A 22,117-nucleotide genomic window follows, 5' to 3' on the forward strand; every position below is an offset into this window, starting at 1 on the left:
CGGGTGGGTAGTGGCTGGGCGCGCAGTTCCCCGCGGATCTAAACGCGCAGTTCCCCGCGGCTCTAGAGGGGCACGTCGCCCGACACGTCCTGCCCCGAGAACCTGCGGCCTCGCCACAGGATCACCGACGCGGCCAGCAGGACCACGCCCGCGCCGCCCGCCGCCGGGCCCACCCAGCCGGACGGCTGGTTGTCGTCCGGGGCGGCGTCGGGGCCCGTACCGAAGTACTTCTTGCCGTACGCCGCCGCGTGGGTGCTGTCCGGCTTGAGGCGGCCGGCGGCCTCGATGGCCGCCGCGGGGTCGATGAAGCCGAAGCCGCGGGAGTCGTCGCGGCCGCCGCTGGGGGCGTTGCGGGCGGTGTCCTCCAGCAGCTTCTTGATCTGCGCCGGGGACAGGCCCGGGTGGGCCGCCTTGATGAGCGCGACCGCGCCGGAGACGAACGCGGAGGCGGCGCTGGTGCCCCAGCCCTCGTAGTACTTGTCGTCCGGGTCGGCGATGACGACGTCGACGCCGGGGGCGCTGACGGTGGCGTACCAGCGGCGGGTGGAGAACGAGGCGCGGGTGCCGTTCTGGTCGACGGCCGTGGCCGCGATCACGCCCGGGTAGGCCGCCGGGTACGAGATGTGGTCGCCCTTCTCACCGCCGTTGCCGGCCGAGGCGACGACGACCGCGCCCTTCTTCAGGGCGTACTGGACGGCCGCGTCCTCGGCGGGCTCGGGATGGGCGGACTTGGAGTCGTCGCCGAGGGAGAGGTTGATGACGTCGGCGCCCTGGTCGGTGGCCCAGCGGATGCCCTCGGCGAGGGCGTTGCCACGGGTGTTGCGGGCCCTCGTACGCGCCGAGTCGCCGTCTTCGAGGATGACGCGGACGGGGAGGATCTTCGCCTCGGGGGCGATGCCCAGGACTCCGTCGCCATTGCCGACGCCGTGCCCGTGACCGGCGATGATCCCGGCCATCGCGGTGCCGTGCCGGGCCCACGCGCGGTCACCGCGCTGCGCCCCGAAGCCGACCATGTCCTTTCCGGTGAGCACGTTGCCGGCCAGGTCCGGATGCTGGTCGTCGACGCCCGTGTCGAGGACCGCGACCGTGATGCCCTGGCCCTTCGTGGTACGCCACGCCTGCTGGGTGTGCATCGCGTCGAGGGCCCACTCCTGGGCACGTATGCCGTCGGCGTGCGCGGCGGTGGACGGGAGCAGGGCGAGGGAGGCGGCCAGCAGGACGCTCAGGGCCCCGGCCCTCTGGGTGGCCCTGCGGGATGCCTTGCGGATGGCCTGGTGGGTGGCGGCCCTGCTGGTGGTGGCCCTGCTGATGGTGGCCTTGCGGGTCATGACGGCTTCTCCGTGGCCGAGCCGACGGTTTTGCGCAGGCTGCGCTCGATGCGGTCGGCGAGGCCCTGTGCGTCGTGGCCCAGGCCCGCCTGGGCCGGGGCCGTGGTCGCACCGGGCTTGATGGCGTCCGCGGCGGGCTGCGGGGCGGTGACGATACGGCCGTCGGCGAAGCCGGAGACGGCGTAGACGACCACGGGGGCGTCGGTGAGCACCGACACCGTCCAGGACGCGCGCTGAGCGTCGCCGAACCCGGCGGCGACGGTGCCCTTGGCGGCGTACGGACGGGGCATCAGATCGGTGCGCCGGTCGAGGCCTTCCTGCTGGAAACGGTTCTTCAACGCGGTCATGGCCGCCGGGTCCGCCTTGGTGAACAGCAGCCCCACGGTGGTGACCTGGCTGCGGGTCGCGTCCGTGTAGGTGGCGCGCAGCAGCCGCAGACAGCCGGCCGGGGCGAGCGCCTTGCTCAGGAGCGGATCGAAGGCGTTCGCGCAGCCGCTGTCCGGGGCGACGGTGAGTCGGGTCCAGGTGCGGTCGGCGCCGCCGGGGCCCGCGCCCTGGCCCTGCACGGTGAGCGGGAAGAGCTGGTCCACAGGCACGCTGTGCCACAGGCTTCCGGCCGCCACGAAGGCGCTGTGCGTACCGTCCCCGTCCGTGCCGTCGCCGGTCAGCCAGCTTCCGGCCGCCGCACCGCCGATGAGGCCGAGGCCCAGCACGACACAGGCCGCGGCCGCTGCCGCCCGGGGCCGGGTGCGTGCGCCGACGTGGCGCCTGCGCTTGGTGTCGTCGTAGGTCTCGGGCTCCGCGAACGACACGTACGGGCGTGCCGTGCCGGGGGCCGGGCTCGCGGGGGCGGACGGTTCGCCGGGCCGCTCCGCGGGGATGGGGCGCAGCCGCGTGGTCTCCGTGATCCCGTCCTCGGGTACGGGGGTCCGCCGGGCCGGGCCGGGGTGCGGCACGCCGGGGCGACGACCGGCGGGCGGGGCGTCGGGAAAGCGGGCGGAGGCCGGGGGCGGGGGCGGGGACGCGGGAGTGGTGCGCCGGCCGGGGAAGCGGGGGTGCGTCGGCTCGTGGCGCGGGGGCTCCGGGGTGTCGGTGGCACCCGGCGCCTGCGAGGGCGTCGTACCGGCGCAGGACGACCCCGAAGACGGTTGCGGGTCGTGCGAGAGCCGGAAGGGGCGCGACGCCCGGGTACCGCCGCCGCCCGGGCGCGCGATGACATCGCCGGAGGCGTCGGACGCCTCACCCGAGCGCGAGACCGCGTCCGCGGGGGAAGCCGGCACCGGCCGCTGGGAACCACCGCTCGCGCGGGGCGCTCCGGCGGCGGCATCGGGCGACAACGGGGTACGGGACTCGCCGCCCGAACCCGGGGTCCCGGCAGTGGACGAACCCGGTGGCGGGGAGACGGTGCCCGCGCGGGGCGGCGTCATGGCGTCGTGCGCCGGGGACGGGCGGCTCTGCCGGGGTGCGCGCGCGGCGGGGGCGTCAGCCGTGGTGGGCCGCTCCGCCGGGCGGCGCGGGGCGCCTCCCGGGGGCAGATCCCCGGAGTCGGGGAGCGTCCAGGGCTCGCCGACCACGGACGGGTCCGTCCGGCGGGGACTCGGGGCGGTGGCCGCGGGCGGTTCCTGCGAACTCGGCAACGACCAGGGCTCGCCGCCCACGGGCGGCTCGGCCGGGCGCGGCCGCCAAGTGGCGCCCGAGGGCAGGTACTTCGGTCGGGGCGGCACCGCGTCCTCGCCCACGGGGGACTGGCCCACGGGGGACTGCTCGGGCCGCGGCGGGGTCGCCGGACGCGGCGGCTGCGTGACGCCCCCCGCGGGCGGCCCTTCGGGCCTCTGCAGGGGCACCGGATTCGCATGCCCGGGGGACATCTCCGGCCTCGGCGTGGTCGCCGGACGGGACGGCACACCGCCCTCGCTCCGCGGAGACTGTTCCGGCCGCGGCGGGGTCGCCCGGCCGGACGGCACGCGCTCCCCACTCGTCGGGGCCTGTTCAGGCCGTGGTGGGGTCGCCGGGCGGGACGGTGCGGCAGCCTCCCCGGCCCGCTGCGCCGGTCGCGGCGACGGCGACGGGCGGGAGGGCGAGGAGCCGGTGCGGCCTTCCGCGGGAGGCGGTGGGGTGTCCTGCGCGGGAGACGCTGCTCCCTCGGGCGACTCTCCCGGTGACTGTGCCGGGCGGGGTGGGGTGGCCGGGCGTGGCGGGATGGAGGCGCGACGCGCTTCCGTGCTCATGCACCCCCCGTTTCCTCGTACCCGGGCTACCGACCCGGCCCGGAATCCGCCGGGCCGCTCACGTGTACGGAAGAAACCACCTCGGCGACTCACCCGTCACGAGCACCCATACCCGTGGCGACGGACCGTCATCCCGGGCACGACCCGCCCGGACAAGGTCGTTCCTCCCTGCGTGCGCGTCACTCTACGGGTTGACGTGGGCAGGGAGGGAACCAGTCCGCGTGCCCGGGGCATCTGCCCGGAACATCCCCCTACCCTGCGGTAATCGAGTCTGGCAGGCTTCGGTCATGACTGCCCGCGCCGCAGACCGGGCCCGCTACGACCGGGCCACCGCTCATCTCGACGCCCCTCTCGCGATCGTGGATCTGGAGGCTTTCGACGCGAACGCGGACGATCTCGTCCGCAGGGCCGGCGGCAAGCCGATCCGGGTCGCCAGCAAGTCGGTGCGCTGCCGCGCCCTGCTGGAGCGCGTCCTGGAGCGGGACGGTTTCGCGGGGATCATGTCCTTCACCCTGGCCGAGTCGATCTGGCTGGCCCGTTCCGGCTTCGACGACATCCTGCTCGCCTACCCCTCGGCGGACACCCAGGGCTTCGCCGAGCTGACCTCCGACCCCAAGCTCGCTGCCGCCGTCACCGTCATGGTCGACGACCCCGCCCAGCTCCGCCTGATCGACGAGGCCCGCCGGGGCGGCACCGAAGTGGTGCGCGTCTGCCTGGAGTTGGACACCTCCCTCAAGCTGCTCGGCGGCCGGGTGCGGGTCGGGGCGCTGCGCTCGCCGCTGCACTCGCCCGCCCAGGTCGCCGACCTGGCCCGCGCCGTGGTCCGCCGGCCCGGGTTCAAGCTGGTGGGGATCATGGCGTACGAGGGTCATGTCGCGGGCGTCGGTGACGCCCTCGCGGGGCGGCCCTTCCGGTCGCGTGCGATCAGGCTCATGCAGGCCACCGCCCGCAAGGAGCTCGCGCAGCGGCGCGCCGAGGTGGTCCGTGCCGTACGGGCCGTGGAGCCGGACCTCGAGTACGTCAACGGCGGCGGGACGGGCAGTGTGCAGCACACGGCCGCCGAGGACGCGGTCACCGAGATCGCGGCGGGCTCCGGGCTGTACGTTCCTCGGCTGTTCGACAACTACACGTCGTTCAGCGGACGTCCGGCCGCGCTCTTCGCGCACCCGGTGGTACGCAGGCCGGGCGTCGGGGTCGTCACGGTGCTCGGCGGCGGCTACCCGGCCTCGGGCGCCCCGGGCCCCGACCGGCTGCCGGCCCCCTACCTGCCGGAGGGCCTGCGGTACGACCCCCAGGAGGGCCCCGGCGAGGTGCAGACGCCGCTGCTCGGCGCCCCGGCGGACGACCTGCTCATCGGCGACAAGGTGTGGTTCCGGCACGCGAAGGCCGGGGAGCTGTGCGAGCGGTTCGACGCGCTGCACCTGATCGAGGGCGACACGGTGACGGCGACCGTCCCGACGTACCGGGGAGAGGGCCACACCTTCCTGTAGCCGCACTCACCGCGCGCCCACCGGCCGGATCCCCTGGGTGATCCGGTCCATGTCGGTGAGCGGCGGCCCGTCCGCACCCGCGTCGAACACGAAGCGGACGATGACGAGGGCCCGCGAGCCCACGCCGGAGGGGAACGCCAGCGATTCGACGTAACCCCCAGGTCCCGCCCCCGTCTTCACCTGCCAGCGCACGAGGTATCCGACGCCGCCCGCGACGGCGACCGGGCTCGCCCGCAGCTGGCGGTGGGAGGTGACGCCGTGGAAGGGCCGGTTGTCGAGGAGGTCGCGGTCGTACGCGGTGTTCGCGGCGTCCGCGATGTCGTGCTCGACCAGGGCCTTCGGGGACCTCTCGTCGTTCGCGGTGACGGTGCGCGAGATGACCCGCCCGTGCCGGCACAGACCGGGGTCGCCCGGGCAGTCGTAGGTGCCGGGGGTGGTCATCATGACGTCGTCCTCGGCGACGTCCTGGGCGCGGACCCAGCCGTCGAGCAGCGGCAGGGCGATGCCGTTGAGCTCGTCCACGACGACGGACGGGTCGGCGGAGGACGGCCCGCCCGGGGAGCCGGTGGTCTGTGCGGGTCCGGCGGCCGGGGTGGTCCGTGTCGCCGCGGCGCCCCCGCCGCCGCCCTCCCGGCCGAGCACGAAGGCGCCCGTGACGATCGAGGTGGCCAGGACGACTCCGGCGGTGACGAGCGCCACGGCCTTGGCGCGGCCGGAGCCGCCGGCGACGGGTTGCGGCGGTACCAGGGGCACCGGGGGTGCCTCGGGTCCTCGCCGGTGGTCCGTCCAGGCGGTGCCGTCCCACCAGCGCTCGACGAGCGGGTACGAGGGGTCGCGGTACCAGCCGGGCGGAGGCGTCATGCTCATTTCGGCACTCTAGGGCGCGCTCCGAACGTCAGTACACGGGTGCTCAGTAGACGGTGTCCTTCTGGTCGGGTACGACCGAACCGTCGTCCCTGAGGACGGGTTCCCCGCCGCCGCCGGTCGCGTTGTGGGCGCTGGTCGCGCACGGGTACGGCTCCGGCCTGCGCGGCAGCGGCCCGATGAACATCGGGTTGATCACCCAGTGGCCGTCGGCGTCGTCGTACGCGCGGCACATGAGTTCGCTCTTGTCGCGGTTGAGGACCAGGTGGGCTCCGGTGGCGTCCCCGCCGAAAGTCACATCGGTGTCGGCGTCACCGGCCGCGAGCGCGGCACGGTGGCGTGGGTCCTGCCGCTGCCAGGCCGCGGCGCCGTGGACGCCGTAGATCTTTCCAGGTGGTGATCCGGCCGCGCCGGTCGAGCACCGACCGGATGGCGATCGTGTGCCGGGTGCCACCGCGAAGCGCAAAGAAGGCCGAGGCGAGTCGTGCGCGGACCGTCACCCAGTCCGCGCCCGGCCCGCGCCAGTCCGCGAACCAGGTCGCGCTGCTGGTCGTATTGACGCCCTCGCCGAAGTCACCTTCGGCGAGGGCGTCACCACGTAAACCCACCCGTAAGAGTCAAGCCTCGGGCTCAAGTTCGGTATCGGCTCGCATGGCACCCACGGTCAGCGCACCGATCTCGTCGTTGCCCCCGGGCGGACCGCCTTGACGTCGGTGGCCCGGCGCAGGTGCCTCGCTCGTCGATCACCTGTTGCAGGTGGGCGCGGTTGTCGCCGTAACAGGGCGCGGCAAGCCGCGGGCAGTCGGGACGGGGGCCGAAGGAGGCGGGTGGCGCGGCCGCCTGGGTGGCGGCCGCGACCGGGGTCCACGCGAAAGTGCCACGAACGGATCGATATCGCATGGGACATGCATATACCGGGGCGATCTACAGAGGCGTGACGTACGCGCCCGAGATCCCCCCGTCCACCAGGAAGTCGGAGGCGTTCACGAAGGAGGAGTCGTCGCTGGCGAGGAAGGCGACCGCCGCGGCGATCTCCTCGGCCTCGGCGAACCGGCCGACGGGGATGTGGACGAGCCGGCGTGCGGCCCGCTCGGGGTCCTTGGCGAACAGTTCCTGGAGCAGCGGGGTGTTGACCGGTCCCGGGCACAGGGCGTTGACGCGGATGCCCTCGCGGGCGAACTGGACGCCCAGTTCACGGGACATGGCCAGCACACCGCCCTTGGAGGCCGTGTACGAGATCTGCGAGGTGGCCGCACCCATCCGGGCCACGAAGGACGCCGTGTTGATGATGGAGCCCTTGCCCTGGCGCCGCATGTAGGGGATCGCGGCCTTGCAGCACAGGTAGACGGAGGTGAGGTTGACCTCCTGGACGCGCTTCCAGGCCTCCAGGCCGGTGTCCAGGATGGAGTCGTCGTCGGGCGGCGAGATGCCCGCGTTGTTGAAGGCGATGTCGACGGAGCCGTAGGTGTCGAACGCCGTCTTGAAGAGCGCCTCGACCTGCTCGGGGTCGGTGACGTCGACCTTGACGAAGATCCCGCCGACCTCATCGGCTGCGGCCTTGCCACGGGCGTCGTCGACGTCGCCGCAGACGACGTGGGCGCCCTCGGAGGCGAGCCGGCGGGCGGTGGCGAGACCGATGCCGCTGCCGGCGCCGGTGATGACGGCGGTACGGCCGACGAGGCGGCGGCAGATGATTCCTTCGGCGCCTGCGGTGGCTTCGGTGCCTGCTGTGGCTGCGGTGGCTTCGGTCACTGTGCGGGGCCCTCCGTGCTGATGAAGACGTTCTTGGTTTCGGTGAAGGCGGTGAGCGCGTCCGGACCGAGTTCACGGCCGATCCCCGACTGCTTGAAGCCGCCGAAGGGGGTCCAGTAGCGGACGCTGGAGTGGGAGTTGACGGACAGGTTCCCGGCGCGGACGGCCGCCGAGACGCGCAGGGCGCGGCCGACGTCACGGGTCCAGATGGAGCCGGAGAGGCCGTACTCGGTGGCGTTGGCGAGCCGGATCGCGTCCGCCTCGTCCTCGAAGGGCAGGACGACGGCGACGGGGCCGAAGACCTCCTCGACGGCCACACGCGCGTGGGGTTCGACATCGGTGAGGACGGTGGGCGGGAACCAGAAGCCGGGACCCTCGGGGGCCTTTCCGCGGATGCCGGGGGTGTCGGCGGGGACGTACGAGCGCACGCGCTCCAGTTGCACCCGGGAGATCAGCGGGCCCATCTGCGTCTGCTCGTCGGAGGGGTCGCCGACGACGACGGACTCGATCGCGGGGGCGAGGAGGTCGACGAAGCGGTCGTAGGCGGAGCGCTGGACGAGGATGCGGGTACGGGCGCAGCAGTCCTGGCCGGAGTTGTCGAGGAAGGCCATCGGAGCCGCCGCGGCGGCGGCCTCGATGTCGGCGTCGGCGAAGACGATGTTGGGGCTCTTGCCGCCGAGTTCGAGGGTGACGCGCTTGAGCAGGGCCGAGCCCTTCGCCAACACCTGTTTGCCCACAGCCGTTGACCCCGTGAACACGATCTTCGCGACGCCGGGGTGCTCGACGAGCGCGTTGCCCGCGACCGGGCCGTGGCCGGGGAGCACCTGGAAGAGCCCCTCGGGCAGACCGGCCTCCAGAGCCAGTTCGGCCAGCCGGAGCGCCGTCAGGGGGGTCGTCTCGGCGGGCTTGAGGACGACCGCGTTGCCGGCCGCGAGCGCCGGGGCGGTGCCCCAGGCGGCGATCGGCATCGGGAAGTTCCAGGGCGCGATGACACCCACGACGCCGAGCGGTTCGAGGATGGTCACGTCGAGGCCGCCCGGAACCGGGATCTGGCGGCCGGTGAGCCGCTCCACTCCCCCGGCCGCGTAGTCGAGCAGGTCGCGGACGTTGCCCGCCTCCCAGCGGGCGTTGCCGACCGTGTGCCCGGCCTCGCGCACCTCCAGGCGGGCGAGTTCCTCCAGGTGTCCGTCGACGGCGGCCGCGAAGCGGCGCAGCAGGCGGGCGCGGTCGGCGGGCGGGAGGGCCGCCCACTTCGCCTGGGCCCGCGCGGCGTGTACGACGGCGGCGTCCACGTCGGCAGCGGTGGCGGCCGGGACGGTGGCGAGGACCTCCTCGGTGGCCGGGTTGAGTACCTGGAGAGCGAGCTCGTTCGACAAGGAAGGACCTCTCACATGCGTTCGAAGGAGCGGCGCAGCTCCCAGTCGGTCACCGCGGCGTCGAAGGCTTCCAGCTCGACGCGGGCCATGTTGGCGTAGTGCGCGACCACCTCGTCGCCGAAGGCGGCCTTGGCGATGGGGCTGTTCTCCCAGAGCTCGGCGGCCTCGCGCAGGGTGGTGGGCACGTGCGCGTACTCGGCCGTGTAAGCGTTGCCCGCGCACGGCTCCGGCAGCTCCAGCTTCTGTTCGATGCCGTACAGGCCGGCCGCGACGAGCCCGGCGACGGCCAGGTGCGGGTTGACGTCACCACCGGGCAGCCGGTTCTCGAAGCGCATCGAGCGGCCGTGGCCGACGACGCGGAGCGAACAGGTGCGGTTGTCGTGTCCCCAGGCGACGGCGGTCGGCGCGAAGGAGCCGGGCTGGAAGCGCTTGTAGGAGTTGATGTTGGGCGCGTAGAGGAGCGAGAAGTCGCGCAGGGCGGCCAGCTGCCCCGCGAGGAAGTGCCGCATGACGTCGGACATGCCGCCCGGGTCCTGCGCCGCGCCGGCCATCACGTTCGTGCCGTCCGCGTCCGTGAGCGAGAGGTGGATGTGACAGGAGTTGCCCTCGCGCTCGTTGTACTTCGCCATGAAGGTGAGCGAGACGCCCTCCTGGGAGGCGATCTCCTTGGCGCCGGTCTTGTAGATGGCGTGCTGGTCGCAGGTGACGAGGGCCTCGTCGTACTTGAAGGCGATCTCGTGCTGGCCGGGGTTGCACTCGCCCTTGGCGGACTCGACGGTCAGCCCCGCGGCCTGCATCTCGTTGCGGATGCGGCGCAGCAGCGGCTCGATGCGTCCGGTCCCGAGGACCGAGTAGTCGACGTTGTACTGATTGGCCGGGGTGAGCCCCTTGTAGCCCGCGTCCCAGGCCTGCTCGTAGGTGTCCTTGAAGACGATGAACTCGAGCTCGGTGCCGACCTGGGCGGTGTAGCCGAGCGCGGCGAGGCGGTCGAGCTGGCGGCGCAGGATCTGGCGGGGCGCGGCCACGACCGGGGAACCGTCGTTCCAGACGAGGTCGGCGACGAGCAGGGCGGTGCCCTCGTTCCACGGCACCCGCCGTAGGGTGCTGAGATCGGGGCGCATGGCGAAGTCGCCGTAGCCCCGGTCCCAGGAGGACATGGCGTATCCGTCGACCGTGTTCATCTCGGTGTCGACGGCGAGGAGGTAGTTGCAGCCCTCCGTGCCGTGCTCGAGGACCTCGTCGAGGAAGAAGCGCGCGGCGAACCGCTTGCCCTGGAGCCGCCCCTGCATGTCGGGGAAGGCCAGGACGACGGTGTCGATCTCGCCGCCCGCGACGAGGGCGTGCAGCTCCTCCACGGCGAGCGGGGGTGTGCGGTCTGCCACCGGAAAAGCCTCCTTGGGTCAGCCGAGAGCCATAAGGTATTGCGGAGAACCATTGCTTGGGAAGGGGGCACGACCAGATGACGAGGGCGGAGGCCGACGGCGGCGCGGACGACCGACTGACGCCGGTACTGCGGCCGGTGCGGGCGGGCAACGGTTTCGAGGAGGCTCTGGAGCAGATCCTCCAGGTGGTCCGGCTGGGGCTGGTGCCGGGCGGCGGACGGCTGCCCGCGGAGCGGGAGCTGGCGGAGCGGCTGGGGATCAGCCGGGTGACGCTGCGCGAGGTGCTGAAGGTGCTCCAGGACCAGGGTCTTGTCGAGTCGCGGCGCGGTCGGTACGGCGGCACGTTCGTGGTGCCGAGGGCCGAGACCCCCGGCGAGGACGAGCTGCGGCGCCGGTTCGCCGAGGTCGACATCGAGGACGTCCTGCGCTTCCGTGAGGTGCTGGAGGTGGGGGCCGCGGGGCTGTGCGCGACGCACGGGCTCTCCCCGGAGCAGGCCGAGCGGCTGCGCGAGGCGCTGGCGCGCACGCACGAGGCGCCGCTGGCGGACTACCGGCGCCTGGACACCCTGCTCCACCTCACCCTCGCCGAGCTGAGCGGTTCGCCGTCGCTGACGGCCCAGTACGCGGCCGTCCGCGCCTCCGTCAACGACCTGCTCGACTGCATCCCCCTCCTGGTCCGGAACCTGGAGCACTCCCAGCGCCAGCACACCGCGCTGGTCGAGGCGGTGCTCGACGGGGACGCGGACGGGGCACGGGAGATGATGCGGGAGCACTGCGCGGGGACGGCGGCGCTCCTGCGGGGCTTCCTGGCGTGAGCCGTCCGCCGGTACCGTACGAGGACTTTCAAAGGTATGACTGCATTCCATTGAATCCGTAGGGAGCGCGGCGTGGGAGGTACGGACGGTGCGGGCAGCGTGGGCGGTGTGAGCGGCGTGGGCAGACCGCTGATCGGCGTGAGTACGTATCTGGAGGCCGAGGCGCGCTGGGGGGTGTGGGAGCTGGAGGCCGCGCTGCTGCCGGCCGCCTATCCGCGGCTCGTCCAGGCGGCGGGGGGTATCGCCGCGATGCTGCCGCCGGACGACCCCTCCCACGCCGCGTCGGTCGTCGCCCGTCTCGACGGCCTCGTGGTCGCGGGCGGCCCCGATGTCGACCCGGTCCACTACGGCGCCGAGCGCTCCCCGCGGACCGGACCGCCGGCCGCCGCACGCGACGCCTGGGAACTCGCCCTGATCGACGCCGCGTTGGCCGCCGACACCCCGCTCCTCGGCATCTGCCGGGGCATGCAGCTCCTCAACGTCGCCCTCGGCGGCACGCTCGTCCAGCACATCGACGGGCATGTGAAGGACGTCGGGGTCTTCGGGCCGCACGAGGTGACACCGGTGGCGGGGAGTCTGTACGGGGATGTCGTGCCGGAGCCATGTGCCGTGCCGACGTATCACCATCAGGCGGTCGAACGCCTCGGAGAAGGACTGACGGCCTCGGCTCACGCGCTCGACGGGACGGTGGAGGCGATCGAACTCCCCTCTCCCCGCTGGGTGTTGGGTGTGCAGTGGCATCCCGAGATGGGCGAGGACCTGAGGGTCATGCGGGCGTTGGTGCGAGCCGCTTCCTGAGCCAGTCGAGGGCGGCGGCGCCCTGGGCGTGCTGGAAGGCGCGCAGGGTCGGCAGCCCCGGGGGCGGTGGCTGCCGGGAGTGCCGGACGAAGTAGCCGGCGAGGGCCGCCAGGGTGGCGGTGACGCCGTCCGGGTCGGCGTCACGGCCCAGCGGGTGGGTGGTGAACGCCTCTTCCGGATCGGGGCCGCCCTGGGCGCGGACGCACGGAAGCATCACCAGCAGGTCGAACCACGGGGCGGCGCGCACGGCATGCGGCCAGTCGACGAAGACGACCCTGCCGTCCTCCGCGAGCAGGATGTTGTCCGCGCGCAGGTCGGCGTGCGCGAGGGTGTCGCCGGTGGCGAACTCGGCCCACGGGGCGGAGAGTTCGGCCAGTTCGTGCAGGTGCGCCGCGGTCCACGGGTCGAGGCCCTCGCCGGCGGTGTCCCCGGAGTCGATGAGCTGCCGCCATCCCTGGAAGGCGTGGGCCAGGGACTGTGCGGCGGTCGGGGCGTCGAACGGTGCCGGCGTCAGGGCGCGGCCCAGCTCCTCGACGGCGCCGAGGACGCGTCTGAACTCGCCCTCCCGCCAAGGGACATGGGGCTGACGGCCCGCCACGTCCTCGAAGACGAGGGCGACCCAGGTGCCGTCGTCGTAGGTGCCGAGGAGCCTGGGGGCCGGGGTGTTCGGCGGGAGCAGGGAGGCGTTCCTCGCCTCCGTTCGGTGCAGGGAGGGGCTGTCGGGGTTCGTCTCCGCGCTGACCGCCTTCACGAACGCACGGCGCTGGTCCGTGGTGGTCACGCGGGCGGCAGCGCCGGGCGAGAAGCCGCCCTCCTGTGTGACGGCCGTCCGCACCGGCGCGCCGAGCACGTCCGCGACGGCGTCCCGCAGCGTGCGAGGGAGTTCTTCCCAGGGTGTGCGCAAGCCCGCGGCGGGCGGGGCGGTCGGAGTCATGCCTCGCATCCTGCGGGGCCCCTGACCCCGACCGCCACCGATTTCTCCGCCCCCGAACCCCCGATCGGCCTCGTCCTCGAACGCCGGACGGGCTGAAGGCTTTCAGGGGCGCGGGGAACTGCGCGACCGGCCCCCACCGGCCCGCAGCCGACACACCCACCCCAAGGTGGCGGCCTACACGCCTCGCGTCAGTGAGAGCAGTTCGCGTGCCGGGCCCGTGGGGCGGTGGCCCGTGGGCCAGACCGCCCGGAGGGCTCGGCGGAGTTGGACGTCGGACAACGGGATGCTCACCAGGCGATGGGTCGACAACTCCTCCCCGAGGGCCAGCTCGCTCAGGACGGCGGGCCCCGCCCCACTCACCGCCGCCGCCTTCACCGCGGTCGTCGAGGAAAGCTCGATCAACGGCCGCGCCAACCCACCCAACGCCGCGTCGAGAACCTGCCGCGTACCCGACCCCTCCTCCCGGAGGATCAACGGCGTCGCGGCCAGCTCCGCCCCCGCGAGCGGCGCGCGACGCCGGGCCCACGGATGCCCCGGCGCCGTCACCACGATCAGCCGGTCGTGCGCGATGACCGTCGAGTCGAGGGAGGGCGGCACGGACAGTCCCTCCACGAAGCCGAGATCCGCCTCGCCCGCGAGGAGACGTTCCGCGACGGCCGTCGAGTTCCCGGCGAGAAGCGACACCGCCGTGTCCGGCCGCTGCGCGCGCAGCGCGAGCAGCCACCCCGGCAGCAGATACTCGGCGATGGTCATGCTCGCCGCCACCCGAAGCCGCGAGTCCCGCCGGTCCCGCAACGCCTGCGCCCCCGCGTCGAACGCCTCCGCCGCCTCCACGACCCGCCGCGCCCAGTCCGTGACCAGCGCCCCGGCGTCGGTGAGCCGCGAGCCCCGGGGCGAGCGGTCGACGAGCGCGACACCCAGCTGCCGTTCCATGGAACGGATCCGGCTGCTGGCCGCGGGCTGGGTGATGCCCAGCTCCCGCGCCGCCCGCCCGAGACTCCCGAGCCGCGCCACCGCGAGCAGCAGTTCCAGCGCCCCGAGGTCGGGCACCCGATGCGCGATCCCGACCGCGACCGGTTCCGGTTGCCCCGACCGGCCACCCTCCGTCGATCCCTCAGCACTCACACCCATAAAGCCAGCTTATGCCCCCATAGACCCGTACTCCCTGGTGGGGACCCGACGGGCGCGCGACCGTGGACGCATGGTCACCGCAGCCCAGCCCCTCCTGTCGACCCCCGCCGCCGAAGTCGGACGCCGACGCGTCACCGCCGTCCGGTACCTCGGCCCGAACTGGTACGCCTCCGTCATGGGCACCGCGATCGTGGCGACGGCGGGCGCCGGACTCCCCGGCGACGTCCCGGGCCTGCGAACCGTCTGCACGGCTGTCTGGGCCCTCTCGGCCCTCATGCTCGTGACCCTGCTCGGCGCCCGCGCCCTGCACTGGACGCACCACCGCGACCAGGCCCGCGCCCACCTCCTCGACCCGGCCATGGCCCCCTTCTACGGCTGCCTGGCCATGGCCCTGCTGGCCGTGGGCGGCGGCACCCTCGTCGTCGGCGGGGACTGGATCGGAACGCGGGCGGCGGTCGCCGTGGACGCCGTGCTGTTCACCGCCGGAACGGCCGTCGGACTCGCCGCCGCCCTGGCCATCCCGTACCTGATGGTCGTACGCCACCGCATCCGCGCCGACCAGGCCACGCCCGTCTGGCTGCTCCCCCTCGTCGCACCCATGGTGTCGGCCGCCCTCGGACCGCTCCTCGTGCCCCACCTGCCGCCGGGCCAGCCCCGGGAGACCCTGCTTCTCGGGTGCTTCGCGCTGTTCGGGCTGAGCCTGCTGGCCACCTTCGTGATGCTGCCGGTGATCTTCGGCCGGCTCATCACCGCAGGGCCGCTGCCGCTCGCGCTCACTCCGACGCTGTTCCTCGTGCTCGGTCCGCTCGGCCAGTCCACGACCGCGGTCGGCAAGTTCGCGGACTTCGCGCCGGGTGTCGTGCCGGCCCCCTACGACCAGGGTTTCGGGATGCTCGCCGTCCTCTACGGCGTCCCCGTGCTGGGCTTCGCACTGCTGTGGCTGGGCCTCGCCGGCGCGCTGGTGGCGCGGGCCCGCCGGCAGGGCATGGGGTTCGCGATGACCTGGTGGGCGTTCACCTTCCCGGTGGGAACCTGTGTCACCGGCGCCGAGGGCCTGGCCCGGCACACCGGGCTGATCGCGTTCGACTGGCTCGCGGTCGCCCTGTACGCGCTTCTCGTGGCCGCCTGGTGCGTGGCCGCCGCCCGCACCGCGCGCGGCCTGGTCAGCGGCGAACTGCTCGCAACACCTAGGTAGAAACAACTCCGCTGTCGTACGCGTCCTGGTGGCGTCGGATCTCGGTGCGCTGTTCGGCGGACCAGGCAGCCAGGGGCTCGATGGCGGAGAGCAGGGAGGAGCCGAGGCCGGTGAGGGAATACTCGACGCGGGGCGGCACCTCCGCGTAGGCGGTGCGGTCGACCAGCCCGCTGCGCTGAAGGCGCTTGAGGGTGAGGGTGAGCATGCGCCGGGAGATCGCGGGGATCTCGGTGTCGAGGTCCGAGTAGCGAGCGTCGCGGACGGCCAGGGCGCCGATGACCAGCATGCTCCACTTGTCGCCCACCAGGTCGAGGATCTCGCGGATGAAGTCCGCGTCCCGTTCGTCCCAGCGCTCACACGGGCCCGAGAGGCGCAGTACGTTCACCCGCGACGCGCCGGTGGAAGCCGCCCGGCCCTCATCGTTGCTCACTGAAAACGCCCTTCCGATGTTCCTCAGGAACATAAACATGCCTTTTGTAACCCTTGTCGCGCTCCTGCACAGTGGGCTGCGCACCAGGCGTCAACGCACTGGTCGAAGCGGTCGTTCTGCGCACAGGGCGGCAACTACCGGGCACGTCAGGGGTATTCCCGCCGCATCGCCTCCGGCACTGTTCCCACCTGCCGCACCAGCGCCGCTTCCTCACAAGCCGAAAGGATGTGTCCAGCCATGGAAGGGCTCAAGGACAAGGTCTTCATCGTCACCGGCGGCGGATCGGGCATCGGCGCGGTCACCGTGCGGCGACTGCTGGCCGAAGGCGCCCGAGTGACCGCGGCCGGTACCAGCGCCGAGAAGCTCGCGCGGATCCGCGAGCAGTCATCGGAAGCGGCCGATCGGCTGCTCACGGTCCAGTTCGACCTCCGGGACGAGGGCTCCATCGCCTCCCTGGTCGCCCGGACCACCGACCGGTTCGGCCGACTCGACGGCGTCGCCAATGTCGCCGCCGCCGTCAGCGCGGACCTCATGGCCCGCGACCAGGGCGTCGACACCATGGACCCCAAGGTGTGGGCCGACATGATGCGCATCAACGTCACCGGCACCGGGCTCGTGATCCGCGAAAGCCTGCCGGCCCTGGTCGCCGCGGGCGGCGGCTCGATCGTCAACGTCTCCTCCCTGGCGGCGTGGCAGCGGGAGGCGTGGCTCACCGCGTACGCCTCGTCCAAGATCGCCCTGCATGCGCTCACCCGCCACACCGCCCATGCGTGGGGCCGAAAGAACATCCGGGCCAACGCCGTCGCCCCCGGGGTCGTCCTCACGGAGAACGTCCGCGCCGGCACGCCCCCGGAGGTCCGCGAGGCCCTGTCGGAGAAGACCGCGCTGCCGAGGCTCGGTGAGCCCGAGGACCTCGCCTCCATGATCGTCTTCCTCCTGTCCGCGGAGTCCAGCTGGATCACCGGCCAGATCCTGTCGGTGGACGGCGGCCTGACCATGCGCGAGTAGCGCCGCTCGCCACCGCGGACCGAGATCCACGCCTCCCCCAGTACGCATCAGTTCCGTCAGCACGTCCCTGTCTGGAGAACCCATGTCCGGCCACGTCCAAGTCCTCGCCCTCGTCGGCAGCCTGCGCTCCGGCTCGCACAACCGTCAGCTCGCCGAGGCCGCCGTCAAACACGCCCCCGACGGCGTCGAGGTCACCCTCTACGAGGGCCTGGCCGAGGTGCCCTTCTCCAACGAGGACATCGACACCGACGAGCGGCGTCCCGCCGCCGCCACCCGCCTGCGTGAGACCGCCGCGCGCGCCGACGCGTTCCTGCTCGTCACCCCCGAGTACAACGGCACCATGCCCGCCGTGCTGAAGAACGCCATCGACTGGCTGTCCCGCCCGTTCGGCGCCGGCGCCCTGGCGGGTACGCCGACCGCCGTCGTCGGCACCGCCTTCGGTCAGTACGGCGGCGTGTGGGCCCAGGACGACGCCCGCAAGTCCGCCGGTATCGCCGGCGCCACGATCCTGGAGGACGCCACACTCGCGATACCCGGATCGGTGACCCGCTTCGCCGAAACCCACCCGGCCGATGACACCGAAGCCGTCGCGCAGCTCAGGCAGGTGCTCAGCGCCCTCGCCGCCGGCATCGAGGGCCCCGCGTCCTGAGCCCCGTGTCCCCGGCACGCTCCGAGCGGAGGCGTTCCGGTGCCGGGTGGCGGGCAAGAGACGGGCCTTCCACCCGGCGTGACCCGTACACAAGGCGCACCGACGGCGTGGGAGCGCTGCGATCTCCTGGTGCGAGCCGTGACTCCCTGCTCGTATCGTGAAAAGGCATACAGAGGCGTGGTAAGCAGGAAAATCATGGCTGAACCGGCGGTCGACTACGCGGCGGTGTTCCAGGCCCTTCCCGGGGCGGTGGCGCTGGTGACTCCGCAGCTGATCTTCGCGGACGCCAACGCGGAGTTCCTGCGCCTGCGGGGCCTCCCCCGCGAGCAATTGGTCGGTCGCTTCCTGCCCGAGGACCGCCCCGAAAAGGACCCCGCCGAGCCTCTCCTGCTCAGAGTTCTGGCCTCACTGCGCCGGGCGGCGGACACCGGTGAGCGCAGCATCGTGGCGCTGCAGCGCTACGACCGCGAGGACCCCGACCAGCCCGGGGTATGGCACGAGCGGTATTTCAACATGACCAACATTCCCGTATTCGGACCTGATGGGCGGGTGACGGTGCTGCTGCACCGGGTGGAGGACGTCACCGAACTCATCCGCGCCCGTGAAGTCGCACTGACCTTGCAAGAAGCGATGCTGCCCGCTCCTCGCCCGGTCGGGCGGCACCCGGCGGCCGTTCGCTACCGGCCCGCCGCCGAAGCGCTGAATGTGGCCGGCGACTGGTACGACCTGGTCGACCTGCCCGGCGATCGCATCGCCGTCGCCGTCGGCGACGTCGTCGGCCACGGCCTGTACGCGGCCGGCGTCATGGGACAGCTGCGCAGCGCCCTCACCGCCGCCTCTCTCGTCCCCGAAGGCCCCGCCCGCGCCCTGGAAGTCCTCGGGCTGTACGCCCGTACCGTCGACGGCGCCGAGAACGCCACCGTGGCCACGGCGTTCATCGACTGGGAGAAGCACACCATCACCTACAGCAGCGCCGGCCACCCCCCACCAGCGCTCCTGCATGGGGACGGGACCGTCGAGTTCCTGGACCAGGCCACCGACCCGCCTCTGGCCGCCCGTCCTCAACACGGCCCCCGGATCCAGGCTGTCGCGGCCTTCCGCGAGGGCGCCGTCCTCGTGCTCTACACCGACGGTCTGATCGAACGCCGCGGCGAAGACATCGACACGGGCCTCGCCCGGCTCGCCGACTCCCTGGCCCGCCACCGGGCAGACGACCCCGAAACCCTCGCCGACGCCGTACTCACCGACCTCATCCCACCCGGTGACGCCACCGACGACACCGCCCTGGTCATCGTGCGCCTGTGAACCCGGCCCACCGCGTTCGCCCGCTCGACGGCGGATATGCCACGTAGCGGCAGGCGCACGGCTCACCGCCATCGACTACAAGATCAGTCTCTATCAGGAAAGGCCATCCGCATGAAGAGGATCACCCTGGGAGGCGAGGGGCTCGAGGTCTCGCGTCTGGGCCTCGGCTGCATGGGCATGTCCGGGGGCTACACCGGCGCCGGCACCGACGACTCCGGGTCGATCGCCACGATCCACCGCGCCATGGAGCTGGGCGTCACCTATTTCGACACCGCCGAGATCTACGGTCCTTACACGAACGAGGAACTGCTGGCCAAGGCGTTCGCCGGCCACCGCGCCGAGGTGGTCATCGCCACCAAGTTCGGTCAGATCAACCACCTCGTGCCCGAGGAGAACGGGCTACCGGTCCTCGGACTGAACGGTGCCCCCGAGAATGTGCGGCGGTCGGTCGAGGGCTCGCTGCGACGCCTGAACACCGACTACATCGACCTCTACTACCAGCACCGGATAGACCCGGGGACGCCGATCGAGGACACGGTCGGGACGCTTTCCGAGCTGATCGAGGAAGGCAAGATCCGCCACTACGGGCTGTCGGAGGCGGCGCCCGCCACCATCCGGCGTGCGCATGCCGTGCACCCGGTGGCCGCCCTCCAGACCGAGTACTCGCTGTGGACGCGCGACCCCGAGGCCGAAGTGCTCCCCACCGTGCGCGAGCTCGGCATCGGCTTCGTGCCCTACTCGCCGCTCGGCCGCGGCTTCCTCACCGGCACGATCCGCTCGCTCGACCAGCTCGACGCCGACGACTGGCGCCGGTCCAACCCGCGCTTCGAGGGGGACAACCTGGAGGCGAACATCCGGATCGTGGAGCAGGTGGACGACGTCGCCAAGCAGCTCGGCGCGACGCCCGCTCAGGTTGCGCTCGCGTGGCTGCTCGCGCAGGGCGACGACATCGCGCCCATTCCCGGCACGCGCCGGGTCGCCAACCTGGAGCAGAATGTGGCGGCGGACGAGCTGGTGCTCTCGGCCGAGCAACTGGAGCAGCTGTCCGAGGTGGCGGCGCCGGTCGGCGACCGGTACGCCGACATGAGCCGCATCAACCAGTAGTCCGACTCGGCCGAAGGTTGGCGTCCTGCCGCTGCCTCATCGACATCGAGCGTCCGCAGGCCCTGCTCGCAGCGCCGCGCTGAGCCGGCTCGGCGCCTGCGCGAGTGACGGCCCGTACCAGGTCAGCAGGCGGCCGTCGACGAGCGCGCAGGGCACGCCCTCGAACGCCTCGGGCCCGTCGTCGGCGGTGAAGCGGTACGGCTCGTCGGGCAGGACCACGAGATCGGGGGCCGCCGCCCGCAGTTCGGGGAGCGGGACGCGGGGATAGCGGTCGGCGTGGTGGGCGTAGGCGTTGTCGACGCCCAGGCGGGCCAGGACGTCCCCGGCAAAGGTGTCCCGGCCGAGGACCATCCAGGGGCGCCGCCAGATCGGCACGATCGCGGTCCTGCGGCGGTCGGGAACGGGTGGCCGCGCCCATGCGGCCTCCGCCTCGTCCAGCCAGCGGGGGCGGGTCCGCGCGCCGCACGCGCCCAGCACCCGCGCCAGCTCGCGGAAGGCCCCCGGCACCTCGCGTACCTCCGTGACCAGCACCTCGATCCCCGCCTCCCGCAAGGCCGTCAGGTCGGGCTCGCGGTTCTCCTCCTCGTTGGCGATCACCAGGTCCGGGGCGAGTCGTACGATCCGGTCGACCGCGGGGTTCTTGGTGCCGCCGACGCGCACGACGTCGAGGTCCGGCGGACGGCTGCACCAGTCGGTCGCGCCGACCAGGGCACCGGGGACGGTGACGGCCACGGCCTCGGTGAGCGAGGGCACGAGGGAGACGACACGCACTTGGGCGGGCCCGCTAGGCATGGCGGGAGGTCTCGGGTGGCATGGCACCAGTATCGCAGCGGCCCGCGATCCCAGCGGCTCGTGATCACAGCGGCTCGTGATCACAGCTGCCCGCGATCGCAGCGGCCCGCGCGGGAACGGCTCAGCGCTTGCCGAAGGTCTGGCGGTCCTCCACCGCCTCGATGTGGTCGGCGACCTCGACCACGACCACCCGGGTGTCCGGCACGGTCGCCCGCCACCGGTGGCGCACCCCGCCGGTGAGGTACAGCGTGTCGCCGCGCCCCAGGCGATGGGCGCGGCCCTCCGCCTCGACCTCGACGGCGCCGTCGGCGACGTACATCAACTTGTCGTTGCGGTGCTGGAGTTCGCGGCCCTCCTCGTGGTCACCGGTGAACTCCGTGGCGTGCAACTGGTGGTGACCGCGCACCAGGGGGCGCATATGGGCCTCGGGAGTGAACTCGGCGCCCGACTCGGCGCGCACGACATCGACACTGCACGCCGGGTCGGCCGCTGCGAGCAGCTCGACGGCGGTGGTGCCCAGGGCGTCGGCGACCCTCTCCAGGGAGCTCTGGCTGGGCCGGGCCCGTTCGTTCTCGACCTGACTGAGGAAGGGCACCGACAGGCCGCTGCGCTCGGCCACGACGGCGAGCGTGAGCTCCAGTGCCCGGCGCCGCCGCCGGACGGCCGCACCCACCCGAAGGGGCTGTTCTTTGTGGTCGCCCATCGCTCCGGCTCCCTCCCACGCGTCGTCGGTCCACTGCTTCGGTCTGCCGCCTCGGCTGCCGCTCAGGCTGCCGCTTCGGCGCACAACTTCTGATGAGTTGTTTGCACCCTACGCATGTTCGGCAAACCGTTTCATGCACCCGTCACATCGCTGACACATCGGAGGAGGGTGAGGGCCACAATTCGCGCCAATAGACGAGTTGCCCCGACTCCCCCGGCGCACCCCCCTCCCGCGGGACGAAAGGGCTGACCAGCAGGGCCGGATGCCCCTCCGGATCGGTGAGCGGAGTCAGGCGGAGACTGGCGAAGGCGCTACTGCCGCCGTGGGTGTGGATGGTCAGCCGATCAGCCCGCCCGGTCGTCGGATCATAGGCGTACGTCGATCAGCTCCCGACGCCTCCGCAACATTGCTGACTTTCCGTCACAAATGGTCTGGCGATGGCGAGTTCGAGGAGCCGGCGGTCGCCGATGTCGTCGCGCGCGCCCCAGGACTCCAGGACGCGGTCCGGCCGCCGGTCGGAGGTTGCGTACCAGGTCGTGAAGTCCTTGAGGGTGGCGCGGAGTTCACGGTCGGTGTCGCGGCGTGCCCGGTGGTGACCGGTGAGCTCGACCGTGCCGTCGTGCACGGAGGTGATGTCCGCAGTGCCCTCGGTGCGGCGCGCGAGGGTGCGCGGCGCGTCAAACGCGTGAGCGGCCTTCCCGGACAGAGGGCGTCCAGATCGGCGTAGCCGTACGGCGACGCGGTTGTCCGGATCTTTCTCGTACGCCAGTACGTAGCCACTGGTGTCGTCGGTCGCGAGTGCGGGCCGGAACAGGGGGCGCACGGAGGTCTCA

General features: G+C 72.7%; 21 protein-coding genes. 8 read left to right on the forward strand and 13 right to left on the reverse strand.

Annotated elements, in window-relative coordinates:
* Positions 1–62 precede the first annotated feature (62 nt).
* Together mycP and ACFZDJ_RS21475 are read right to left on the reverse strand one after the other, a co-directional pair.
* Complete coding sequence (gene mycP, locus ACFZDJ_RS21470; RefSeq protein ID WP_391060783.1) at positions 63–1,328, reverse strand: type VII secretion-associated serine protease mycosin; 1,266 nt, start codon at positions 1,326–1,328, stop codon at positions 63–65.
* Positions 1,325–3,082: a hypothetical protein gene (locus ACFZDJ_RS21475; protein ID WP_391060785.1), complete on the reverse strand. Its 1,758-nt coding sequence runs from the start codon at positions 3,080–3,082 to the stop codon at positions 1,325–1,327. The genes mycP and ACFZDJ_RS21475 overlap by 4 nt, the downstream gene beginning before the upstream one ends.
* A gap of 761 nt (positions 3,083–3,843) precedes the next feature.
* On the opposite strand from ACFZDJ_RS21475, the gene ACFZDJ_RS21480 reads away from it, so the two are divergent.
* Entirely contained in the window at positions 3,844–5,046 is a 1,203-nt protein-coding gene (locus ACFZDJ_RS21480; RefSeq protein WP_391060787.1) for an alanine racemase, read from the forward strand.
* 6 nt (positions 5,047–5,052) lie between these two features.
* Here the strand turns inward: ACFZDJ_RS21480 and ACFZDJ_RS21485 are convergent, their stop codons facing one another.
* The 5 genes from ACFZDJ_RS21485 to ACFZDJ_RS21505 form a co-directional block, all read right to left on the reverse strand.
* Complete coding sequence (locus tag ACFZDJ_RS21485) at positions 5,053–5,913, reverse strand: DUF2510 domain-containing protein (RefSeq protein WP_391060789.1); 861 nt, start codon at positions 5,911–5,913, stop codon at positions 5,053–5,055.
* Positions 5,914–5,956: 43 nt separating this feature from the next.
* Positions 5,957–6,364: a hypothetical protein gene (locus ACFZDJ_RS21490; protein WP_391060791.1), complete on the reverse strand. Its 408-nt coding sequence runs from the start codon at positions 6,362–6,364 to the stop codon at positions 5,957–5,959.
* Positions 6,365–6,834: 470 nt separating this feature from the next.
* Complete coding sequence (locus ACFZDJ_RS21495; protein WP_390934126.1) at positions 6,835–7,662, reverse strand: 3-oxoacyl-ACP reductase; 828 nt, start codon at positions 7,660–7,662, stop codon at positions 6,835–6,837.
* Positions 7,659–9,038, reverse strand: a complete 1,380-nt coding sequence (locus ACFZDJ_RS21500; protein ID WP_390934125.1) for an aldehyde dehydrogenase family protein — start codon at positions 9,036–9,038, stop codon at positions 7,659–7,661. Before ACFZDJ_RS21500 ends, ACFZDJ_RS21495 begins: the two co-directional genes overlap by 4 nt.
* 11 nt (positions 9,039–9,049) lie before the next feature.
* Entirely contained in the window at positions 9,050–10,420 is a 1,371-nt protein-coding gene (locus ACFZDJ_RS21505; protein WP_390934124.1) for a glutamine synthetase family protein, read from the reverse strand.
* A gap of 77 nt (positions 10,421–10,497) precedes the next feature.
* Here ACFZDJ_RS21505 and ACFZDJ_RS21510 point away from each other — a divergent pair, with 77 nt between their 5' ends.
* Both ACFZDJ_RS21510 and ACFZDJ_RS21515 read left to right on the forward strand, forming a co-directional pair.
* Complete coding sequence (locus ACFZDJ_RS21510) at positions 10,498–11,235, forward strand: FadR/GntR family transcriptional regulator (RefSeq protein WP_168490137.1); 738 nt, start codon at positions 10,498–10,500, stop codon at positions 11,233–11,235.
* 72 nt (positions 11,236–11,307) lie between these two features.
* Positions 11,308–12,033, forward strand: coding sequence for a gamma-glutamyl-gamma-aminobutyrate hydrolase family protein (locus tag ACFZDJ_RS21515; protein ID WP_391060793.1), 726 nt, complete (start codon positions 11,308–11,310; stop codon positions 12,031–12,033).
* Here ACFZDJ_RS21515 and ACFZDJ_RS21520 read toward each other — a convergent pair.
* Positions 12,002–12,967 carry a phosphotransferase gene (locus ACFZDJ_RS21520; RefSeq protein ID WP_391060795.1) on the reverse strand — a complete coding sequence of 322 codons (966 nt, stop codon included), beginning with the start codon at positions 12,965–12,967 and terminating at the stop codon, positions 12,002–12,004. The two genes, ACFZDJ_RS21515 and ACFZDJ_RS21520, sit on opposite strands and share 32 nt — an antisense overlap.
* Before the next feature lie 174 nt (positions 12,968–13,141).
* Positions 13,142–14,098 (reverse strand): LysR substrate-binding domain-containing protein, encoded by a 957-nt coding sequence (locus ACFZDJ_RS21525; protein ID WP_390934122.1) that lies wholly within the window; start codon positions 14,096–14,098, stop codon positions 13,142–13,144.
* Positions 14,099–14,168: 70 nt separating this feature from the next.
* Here ACFZDJ_RS21525 and ACFZDJ_RS21530 point away from each other — a divergent pair, with 70 nt between their 5' ends.
* Positions 14,169–15,293, forward strand: a complete 1,125-nt coding sequence (locus tag ACFZDJ_RS21530) for a TDT family transporter (RefSeq protein WP_391060797.1) — start codon at positions 14,169–14,171, stop codon at positions 15,291–15,293.
* Here ACFZDJ_RS21530 and ACFZDJ_RS21535 read toward each other — a convergent pair.
* Entirely contained in the window at positions 15,286–15,723 is a 438-nt protein-coding gene (locus ACFZDJ_RS21535; RefSeq protein WP_390934119.1) for a winged helix-turn-helix transcriptional regulator, read from the reverse strand. The genes ACFZDJ_RS21530 and ACFZDJ_RS21535 overlap by 8 nt on opposite strands.
* A gap of 237 nt (positions 15,724–15,960) precedes the next feature.
* On the opposite strand from ACFZDJ_RS21535, the gene ACFZDJ_RS21540 reads away from it, so the two are divergent.
* The 4 genes from ACFZDJ_RS21540 to ACFZDJ_RS21555 all read left to right on the forward strand — a co-directional run bounded on the left by ACFZDJ_RS21540 (position 15,961) and on the right by ACFZDJ_RS21555 (position 19,789).
* Positions 15,961–16,731 carry an SDR family oxidoreductase gene (locus ACFZDJ_RS21540; RefSeq protein ID WP_390934118.1) on the forward strand — a complete coding sequence of 257 codons (771 nt, stop codon included), beginning with the start codon at positions 15,961–15,963 and terminating at the stop codon, positions 16,729–16,731.
* A gap of 82 nt (positions 16,732–16,813) precedes the next feature.
* Positions 16,814–17,380, forward strand: a complete 567-nt coding sequence (locus ACFZDJ_RS21545) for an NAD(P)H-dependent oxidoreductase (RefSeq protein WP_390934117.1) — start codon at positions 16,814–16,816, stop codon at positions 17,378–17,380.
* 195 nt (positions 17,381–17,575) lie between these two features.
* On the forward strand, positions 17,576–18,685 hold the full coding sequence (locus tag ACFZDJ_RS21550; protein WP_390934116.1) for a SpoIIE family protein phosphatase: 1,110 nt from the start codon (positions 17,576–17,578) through the stop codon (positions 18,683–18,685).
* Between the two features lie 111 nt (positions 18,686–18,796).
* Positions 18,797–19,789 (forward strand): aldo/keto reductase, encoded by a 993-nt coding sequence (locus tag ACFZDJ_RS21555; RefSeq protein ID WP_391060799.1) that lies wholly within the window; start codon positions 18,797–18,799, stop codon positions 19,787–19,789.
* Positions 19,790–19,825: 36 nt separating this feature from the next.
* On the opposite strand, the gene ACFZDJ_RS21560 is transcribed toward ACFZDJ_RS21555, so the two are convergent.
* From ACFZDJ_RS21560 to ACFZDJ_RS21570, 3 genes are all read right to left on the reverse strand, one after another.
* The gene (locus tag ACFZDJ_RS21560; protein WP_391060801.1) at positions 19,826–20,581 is read right to left on the reverse strand and encodes a helical backbone metal receptor; all 756 of its coding nucleotides are present in this window, start codon (positions 20,579–20,581) and stop codon (positions 19,826–19,828) included.
* Positions 20,582–20,702: 121 nt separating this feature from the next.
* Positions 20,703–21,284 carry a helix-turn-helix domain-containing protein gene (locus tag ACFZDJ_RS21565; protein WP_168490143.1) on the reverse strand — a complete coding sequence of 194 codons (582 nt, stop codon included), beginning with the start codon at positions 21,282–21,284 and terminating at the stop codon, positions 20,703–20,705.
* Positions 21,285–21,666: 382 nt separating this feature from the next.
* Positions 21,667–22,107, reverse strand: a complete 441-nt coding sequence (locus tag ACFZDJ_RS21570; protein ID WP_391060804.1) for a hypothetical protein — start codon at positions 22,105–22,107, stop codon at positions 21,667–21,669.
* Positions 22,108–22,117 lie beyond the last annotated feature (10 nt).

The organism is Streptomyces sp. NPDC007896 (genome assembly GCF_042959425.1).
In the GTDB taxonomy this organism is placed as follows: domain Bacteria; phylum Actinomycetota; class Actinomycetes; order Streptomycetales; family Streptomycetaceae; genus Streptomyces.

Excerpts from the sequence above, each read along its gene's own strand:
- mycP (WP_391060783.1), bottom strand. The coding sequence starts at position 1,328 with ATGACCCGCAAGGCCACCATCAGCAGGGCCACCACCAGCAGGGCCGCC.
- ACFZDJ_RS21480 (WP_391060787.1), top strand. The coding sequence starts at position 3,844 with ATGACTGCCCGCGCCGCAGACCGGGCCCGCTACGACCGGGCCACCGCT.
- ACFZDJ_RS21485 (WP_391060789.1), bottom strand. The coding sequence starts at position 5,913 with ATGAGCATGACGCCTCCGCCCGGCTGGTACCGCGACCCCTCGTACCCG.
- ACFZDJ_RS21510 (WP_168490137.1), top strand. The coding sequence starts at position 10,498 with ATGACGAGGGCGGAGGCCGACGGCGGCGCGGACGACCGACTGACGCCG.
- ACFZDJ_RS21520 (WP_391060795.1), bottom strand. The coding sequence starts at position 12,967 with ATGACTCCGACCGCCCCGCCCGCCGCGGGCTTGCGCACACCCTGGGAA.
- ACFZDJ_RS21525 (WP_390934122.1), bottom strand. The coding sequence starts at position 14,098 with ATGGGTGTGAGTGCTGAGGGATCGACGGAGGGTGGCCGGTCGGGGCAA.
- ACFZDJ_RS21530 (WP_391060797.1), top strand. The coding sequence starts at position 14,169 with ATGGTCACCGCAGCCCAGCCCCTCCTGTCGACCCCCGCCGCCGAAGTC.
- ACFZDJ_RS21540 (WP_390934118.1), top strand. The coding sequence starts at position 15,961 with ATGGAAGGGCTCAAGGACAAGGTCTTCATCGTCACCGGCGGCGGATCG.
- ACFZDJ_RS21545 (WP_390934117.1), top strand. The coding sequence starts at position 16,814 with ATGTCCGGCCACGTCCAAGTCCTCGCCCTCGTCGGCAGCCTGCGCTCC.
- ACFZDJ_RS21550 (WP_390934116.1), top strand. The coding sequence starts at position 17,576 with ATGGCTGAACCGGCGGTCGACTACGCGGCGGTGTTCCAGGCCCTTCCC.
- ACFZDJ_RS21555 (WP_391060799.1), top strand. The coding sequence starts at position 18,797 with ATGAAGAGGATCACCCTGGGAGGCGAGGGGCTCGAGGTCTCGCGTCTG.
- ACFZDJ_RS21560 (WP_391060801.1), bottom strand. The coding sequence starts at position 20,581 with ATGCCTAGCGGGCCCGCCCAAGTGCGTGTCGTCTCCCTCGTGCCCTCG.
- ACFZDJ_RS21565 (WP_168490143.1), bottom strand. The coding sequence starts at position 21,284 with ATGGGCGACCACAAAGAACAGCCCCTTCGGGTGGGTGCGGCCGTCCGG.